At 73.5% G+C, this 6427-nt stretch carries 7 protein-coding genes; 4 read left to right on the top strand and 3 right to left on the bottom strand.

Annotated elements, in window-relative coordinates; translation table 11 throughout:
• Positions 1-11: 11 nt before the first annotated feature.
• Positions 12-1460: a MocR-like pyridoxine biosynthesis transcription factor PdxR gene (gene pdxR, locus FNH04_RS39210; protein ID WP_152790781.1), complete on the bottom strand. Its 1449-nt coding sequence runs from the start codon at positions 1458-1460 to the stop codon at positions 12-14.
• 47 nt (positions 1461-1507) lie between these two features.
• On the opposite strand from pdxR, the gene FNH04_RS39205 reads away from it, so the two are divergent.
• The 3 genes from FNH04_RS39205 to FNH04_RS39195 all read left to right on the top strand — a co-directional run bounded on the left by FNH04_RS39205 (position 1508) and on the right by FNH04_RS39195 (position 4325).
• On the top strand, positions 1508-2449 hold the full coding sequence (locus FNH04_RS39205; RefSeq protein ID WP_152790779.1) for a DMT family transporter: 942 nt from the start codon (positions 1508-1510) through the stop codon (positions 2447-2449).
• A gap of 43 nt (positions 2450-2492) precedes the next feature.
• Positions 2493-3386 (top strand): RNA polymerase sigma factor SigJ, encoded by an 894-nt coding sequence (gene sigJ, locus FNH04_RS39200; RefSeq protein ID WP_322725156.1) that lies wholly within the window; start codon positions 2493-2495, stop codon positions 3384-3386.
• A 177-nt stretch (positions 3387-3563) separates the two neighbouring features.
• Positions 3564-4325: a GntR family transcriptional regulator gene (locus FNH04_RS39195; protein ID WP_322725155.1), complete on the top strand. Its 762-nt coding sequence runs from the start codon at positions 3564-3566 to the stop codon at positions 4323-4325.
• Between the two features lie 152 nt (positions 4326-4477).
• Here the strand turns inward: FNH04_RS39195 and FNH04_RS46925 are convergent, their stop codons facing one another.
• A complete protein-coding gene (locus FNH04_RS46925) occupies positions 4478-4633 on the bottom strand; it encodes a hypothetical protein (protein ID WP_194236961.1) in 156 nt (51 codons plus the stop codon).
• Positions 4634-4646: 13 nt separating this feature from the next.
• Positions 4647-5804, bottom strand: coding sequence for an ROK family transcriptional regulator (locus tag FNH04_RS39190; RefSeq protein ID WP_152790776.1), 1158 nt, complete (start codon positions 5802-5804; stop codon positions 4647-4649).
• 174 nt (positions 5805-5978) lie between these two features.
• On the opposite strand from FNH04_RS39190, the gene FNH04_RS39185 reads away from it, so the two are divergent.
• Positions 5979-6425 carry a hypothetical protein gene (locus tag FNH04_RS39185; RefSeq protein WP_152790774.1) on the top strand — a complete coding sequence of 149 codons (447 nt, stop codon included), beginning with the start codon at positions 5979-5981 and terminating at the stop codon, positions 6423-6425.
• Positions 6426-6427 lie beyond the last annotated feature (2 nt).

Genomic DNA, 6427 nt, shown 5'->3' with positions numbered 1-6427 from the left:
GCCACCCCCCCTCACCCACCGACAGCCCTCGCCATCAACCGCACCCCTTCTCGAATCCGCGCGGGCGGCAGATGCGCGTACCCGATGACCAGCCGCACCCCGTCGTCCGGAACCCGCCCGTGCTCCGCGAGCGGACGCACCGCCACCCCGGCCGCCGCCATCCGTTCCAGGAAGCGGTCCAGCGGCCCGTGGTGGGCGGGCAGCGCGGCGATGACATGCAGACCCGCCGCGATCCCGGACACCTCCGTGCCGGGGAAGTGCTCCTCCAAGGCGGCGACGAGGGCGTCGCGCCGCTCCCGGTACGCCCGCTGGCAGCGCCTCAACTGCCGGTCGTAGTCGCCCCGTTCGACGAACCGGGCGAACACCGCCTGGTCGATCGTCGGATGGCCGAGATCCATGGTGCGCTTGCGCTCCACGACCTCCTCGGCCAGCGCCTGCGGTACGAGCAGCCAGCCGAGCCGCAGCCCCGGGGCGAGGGACTTGCTGACGGAGCCGCTGTACGCGACGTGTTCGGGGTCGAGCCCCTGGAGCGCCCCCACGGGAGCCCGGTCGTAGCGGAAGTCCCCGTCGTAGTCGTCCTCGACGACCAGTCCGTCCACCGCCCGCGCCCAGTCGAGCAGTTCGGCCCGCCGCCGCGCCGAGTACGCGATCCCGGAGGGAAACTGGTGGGCGGGCGTGGTCACGACGACCCGTGTGCCCGCCTCCCGCAGCGGCCCGGTGGCCAGCCCCTCCTCGTCCAGCGGCAGCGGTACGGTGCCGATGCCGGCCGAGGCGTACAGGGCGTCGTGCTGGGGGCTCCCCGGGTCCTCGACACCGACGGCCCGTACCCCGCGCGCGTGGAGCACGAAACCGAGCAGCGTCGTCGCCTGGGCCACTCCGGAGACCACCACGATCCGTTCGGGATCCGCGACCACACCCCGGCGCCGCGTGAGGAGTTCCGCGAGCGCCGTACGCAGCCGGGGCAGCCCGCGCGGATCCGGGTAGCCCAGCGCGTGGTGCGGCAGCTCGGCGAGCACCCCGCGCTGGGCTGCAGCCCACGCCGCGCGCGGGAACAACGACAGGTCCGGCGTCCCCGGAAGGAAGTCGGCACGTGCGCCGGGAGGGCGCGGAGCGAGGTCACGCGCGCGTGGGCGGGCGGACCGTACGGCATCGCCCACCCAGGTACCCGCGCCCCGGCCACTGCGCAGATATCCCTCGGCGGTCAGCTGCTCGTACGCCTCCGTCACCAGCCCCCGCGACACGCCCAGATCGGCAGCCAGTTCACGGCTCGACGGCAACCGCGTACCGGACGCCAGCCGCCCGGAACGCACCGCCTCCCGCAGAGCCGCCCGCAACGTACGCCCACGCGCGCGTGCCGGAGCGGCAGCGGCCGGCAGCAGCAGTTCCCAGGCGGCGGCCCACGGAACGGACCCCGGCTCAGGTCCTTGCCCGGCCCGCGAATTGGTCTCCGATGGCGTCATGAAAGTGGACCTTAAGCCGGACCACACGCCTTCATAACGTCACCGGTATGAAAGCCACCACCCGGGGGACCTTCCTCGCCGCCCTCGCCTGCGTCCTCGTCGGCGCCTCCTTCACCGCCAACAGCGTCCTGGGCGACTACCCGTACGCGGGCGGCCAGTTCCTCCGCTACGGCCTCGCGTGCCTGCTGCTCCTCCCGCTGCTCGGCCGGGGCGGCACGGCACCCCTGCGGCGCCTCACCACGCGCCAGTGGGCACGGCTGGCGCTGCTCGCGGCCGTCGGCATGGTCGGCTTCAACCTCGCGGTGATCGCCGCCGAGCGCACGGCCGAACCCGCCGTCCCGGGTGTCTTCGTGGGCTGCGCACCGGTGGCCGTGGCCGTTCTCGTCCCCCTCCTGGAGGGACGCCGCCCGCAACGGCTCGTGCTGTACGGCGCGTCGCTCGTCGCGGTGGGCGCGTTCACCGTCCAGGGGTGGGGCCGTACCGACGGCGCCGGAATCGCCTTCTCCCTGTGCGCGCTGGCGGGCGAGGTGGGCTTCGCGGTGCTCGCCGTCCCCGTCCTGCGACCGCTGGGACCCCGGTTGCTGTCGGCCACCGTGTGCGCTGTCGCCGCGGTCGAGTCGGCGGTGGCCGGGGTCCTCGTGGACGGGACCGCGTGGCTGCGCACACCGGACGCCATCGAGACCGCCGCGCTGCTGTGGCAGGCGGCGGTCGTCACCGTCGTCGGCTTCGTCTGCTGGTACATGGGCATGCAGCGCATCGGCGCGGAGCGCGCCACGCTGCTCTCCGGCCTCATCCCGGTGGCGGCCGCCTGCACGGCCCCGCTCGTCGGCACGGGCTCGTACGGGGTCGCACAGGCCCTCGGCAGCGCCCTGGTCGGCGCCGGTGTCGCGCTGGGCTCTAGCGCGCCCGCCCGTACGACGCCTCCGGGGCGCCCGGCACGCGCGCGCGAGCGGCGGCGGCCGGGTGCCGTGCCCCGCGGGCGCGGGTGAGGCCGCCTGGACACCACGCGACCCGTCCGATGGGATGGAGGGCGTGGCCACCGACACCGCGACCGAGGTCTTCGAAGAGCACCGTCCCGTCCTGATGGGCGTCGCCTATCGCATGCTCGGGCGGGTGGCCGACGCGGAGGACGTGGTCCAGGAGGCGTGGCTGCGCTGGTCCGGCGCCGACCGCTCCGAGGTGCGCGAACCCCGCGGCTATCTGGTGCGGATCACCACCAGGCTCGCCATCGACCGGCTGCGCCATGTGCGGTCGCGCAAGGAGGCGTACGTCGGCCCCTGGCTGCCCGAACCGTATGTCACCGACTTCGGGGCCACGGTCCCGGACACCGCCGAGCGGGCCGTGCTCGCCGAATCCGTCTCCCTGGCCGTCCTCGTCGTCCTGGAGTCCCTGTCGCCCCTGGAGCGCGCGGTCTTCGTCCTCCGCGAGGCCTTCGGGTACCCGTATGCCGACATCGCGGCCGTCCTCGACCGCGGCGAGCCCGCCGTGCGCCGGCTCGCCGCGCGCGCCCGTCAGCATGTGGACGAGCGGCGGCCGCGTTACGAGGTCGACCCGGCCGAGCGCCGTGAGATGACCGAGCGGTTCCTCGCCGCCGCGGCCGGGGGCGACCTGGAGGGCCTGATGTCGCTGCTGGCCCCCGACGTCCGCCTGGTGGCCGACAGCGGTGGCCTCGCCAAGGCGCCCGTACGGATCATCGACTCCGCCGACAAGGTGGGGCGGTTCCTGCACGGTGCGGCCAGGAAGGGCGTCGCGGAGGCGTCGTTCCGCTTCGTGTTCGTGGAGATCAACGCAGGCCCCGCGCTGGTCGCCCTGTCCGGCGGCAAGGTCGACACCGTGTTCCAGCTCGACGTCGCGGACGGCCGTATCCAGTGCGTCTACATCATGCGCAACCCGGAGAAGGTGCTCTCCCTGCCGGTCGAGGGGTAGCCACCGCGAACACCGTGTGAACGCTGTCCTGTGAGAGGTGTGTGGGGTCTGCACGCGTCCGAAGATTGGTCTTGACCAACGGTGGGGGCCGCCTTATGGTCGCAGATAAGTGCAACAACCTTTAATAAACAAAGGCGCTAAAACGCCGCCGGGCCACGGCGAACAGCGGAGGACAGGGTGGGGACCACGCAGCTCGAAACGGTGCCGGAGCCGAAGTACTGGCACCTCAAGACCGTGCTCAGTGAGGCGCTGGACTCCGAGTTCTCGGTGGGTGAGATCCTCCCCAACGAGCGCGACCTCGCCGCCCGCTTCGGGGTGGCCCGCGCCACGCTCCGCCAGGCACTGGAGCAGCTGGAGCTGGAGGGCCGGCTGCAGCGCCGCCGCGGTGTCGGCACCACCGTCGCCCCGCCCCGTATGGGGGTGGCCGTCGGCACCGAGCAGCGCGCGTGGCCCGGTGTCGCCGGAGACACCTGGCAGCTCGCCGACTGCGCGATGGCGGCCCCGCCTGCGGCCGTGGCCGGCATCCTGGAGTCACTCCAGGGCGAGCAGGTGTACACGGTGCGCCGTTCCCGGGTGACCCGCGGTCAGCCCGTCGCCGCCGAACTGCTCTATGTCCCGGCGTCCTCGGTGCCCGGCCTCTCCGCCGTGGACACCCGCTCCGGTACGGCACGCGCGCGTTCCGTGCTGCGTGAGCTCCAGCGCCTCGAACTGGAGGGCCAGGACAGCGCGGTGGAGCTCGGCTCGGCCCGCGCGGAGGACGCCAAGGAGCTCGACCGGCTGCCCGGCGCCCCCGTCCTCGTCGTCACCACACGCTTCTTCGCCGAGGGACGCACTGCCGCCGTCTCCGTGGCCACCTACCGGGCCGACACCTGCCGGCTGACCTTCGGCGACTCCGGCGGCATCGAGATCCACGACGGCCCGGAGCGCCGCGCCTCCTGATCACCGCCCACAGAGCCGCACCGGTCGCGCCCCGGGGAGACCCGGGGCGCGATTCCTGTGCCGGTCCTGCGCCGGGCGCCCTCCAGCAGAGGCGTACGTGTGGCTCGGCGCCGAGGCGTACATGCAGCTCCGTGCCGAGGCGCCCGTGTCGCTCAGCTCAGCGCCGCGCCGTACGTCTCGGTCAGCGCCGCGCCGTACGTCTCGATCAGCGTCACGCCATACGCCTCGGTCGGCGCCACGCCACGCTCTCGGTCGGCGCCACGCCACGCTCTCGCTCGGCGCCACGCCACGCTCTCGCTCAGCGCCACGCCACGCTCTCGCTCAGCGCCGCGCCGTCACCGTGCTCTCCACCGCGAACAGCTCCTCCTCCACATGGTCCAGCGCCAGTCGCAGCGCCCCCGTCGCCACGGCCGCCTCGCCGAGCTTCGAGGGCGTCACTCTGGGCGGGCGCAGACAGCAGCGCGCCAACTCGTCCCGCAGGGGGTCGAGCACGTAGTCCAGACCGGCCGCCCAGCCGCCGATGACGACCACCTCGGGATCGATGGCCAGAACAAGCGCCGCCACATCGTGCACGAGCCGCTGGGTGAAGCGTTCGACGGCCGCGAGGGCCTGTGCGTCGCCCTCGCGCGCGTGGGCGAAGACCTCGGCGGCCGCCTGCTCGTCCAGCGGGTGCAGAGGCTCGTTCGTGGTCGACAGCAAGGCCTCCGGGGTGGCGCCCAGGCCCAGCAGGTGCAGGGCGCCGATCTCCCCGGCCGCGCCGCCGTACCCGCGGTGCAGCCGCCCGCCGATCAGCGAACCGGCGCCGGGGCTCAGGCCCGCCAGGACGAACACCACGTCGTCGGACTCGACGGCCGAGCCCTTCCAGTGCTCGGCGACCGCCGCCGCGTTGGCGTCGTTCTCGACCTGCACCGGGCACTTGAAGGAACGGCTCAGCCGCTCGCCCAGCTTCAGGCCCGTCCACTCCGGCAGCGCCGTGCACAGCCGCACCGTGCCGTCGGCCTCGACGATCCCGGGACTGCCCACGCCCACCGCGCGCAGCGAGCCACGCGGGACGCCCGCGCGGCGCAGCAGCTCCGCGACCGTCGAGCGCAGCCGCTCCAGCCGTTCGTCCGCCGGTGCCTTCTCGTCGACGTCCTTGGACAGCGTGCCCAGCACCCGGCCGTCCAGATCCGACAGGAGCGCCGTCACCCGGTGCGCGCCGATGTCCAGGCCCAGCAGATGACCGGCCTCCGCCCGGAACCGGAACCGCCGCGCGGGCCGTCCCTGCCGCCGGGTCGCGCCCTCCTCGGCCGCCTGCTCGACCACCAGCCCGGTCTCGACCAGCCCTTCGACCACACCCTCGACCGTCGGCCGGGACAGCCCGGTCACGCGGGTGATCTCGGTCAGCGTCGCATGCTCCGCGGCGCGCAGCGCGTGCAGCACCACGGCGGAGTTGATCCTCCGCAGCAGAGAGGGGTCCCCGCCGGTCAGCCGTCCCAACGTCCGTCCTCCCAGCTCGTGCGCGTGTTGGCGGGATCGTACTCGTCACGGCCGACACCGGCGAGAGCCGGTCGCCCTTCGCCGAGCACTCCCGCACCGATCCGGAACCCTCACACGCGCCGAGCTTCGCCGGCGCCCGGTCAACTGTCAGTCCCGGCAGGTTTACTGGACCTCATGGACATCGAGCGGTACCTCGCAACGATCGACCAACTGTGCTCCCGACCCTTCCCGGCGGAGCACGGCTGGTCGGACGTGGGCCCGGCCGGTCCGGGGTACTTCGTCGCGGAGTTAGAGATGAGCCACGGGCTGCGCACAGCGGACGCCGTCGAGCGGTTCCGGACCGCGGCGGACTTCCACGACGTCAAGGAGGGCATGTCCCAGCGGCTGAACACCCGTTGGGGCCGGCAGCAGCCGCCCTGGGGCACGGTGACCCTCAGGGTTCGCATCGATCGTGGCGAGGAGATACCGGAGCCCTGGGCCACGGTGAGCCACGCCGTGGACGAGCTGGACGTATGGCAGGCGGACGGCACGGGCCGCTGGATAGCCGTCGGCGTCGCCGACCGCGACCAGGAGGACGAGATACGGCTTCTGGCCGTAGTCACGGAGACGGCCCAGCCCTGACC

Origin of the sequence: Streptomyces phyllanthi, assembly GCF_009377205.1 — a bacterium.
In the GTDB taxonomy this organism is placed as follows: Bacteria; Actinomycetota; Actinomycetes; order Streptomycetales; family Streptomycetaceae; genus Streptomyces; species Streptomyces phyllanthi.
Note: the sequence above shows the minus strand (reverse complement) of the source record. Positions and strands in the feature narration are given on the sequence as shown.

What these genes read in the sequence shown, in the direction of transcription:
- FNH04_RS39205 (WP_152790779.1), top strand. Translation starts at nt 1,508, where the DNA reads ATGAAAGCCACCACCCGGGGGACCTTCCTCGCCGCCCTCGCCTGCGTC.
- FNH04_RS39185 (WP_152790774.1), top strand. Translation starts at nt 5,979, where the DNA reads ATGGACATCGAGCGGTACCTCGCAACGATCGACCAACTGTGCTCCCGA.
- pdxR (WP_152790781.1), bottom strand. Translation starts at nt 1,460, where the DNA reads ATGACGCCATCGGAGACCAATTCGCGGGCCGGGCAAGGACCTGAGCCG.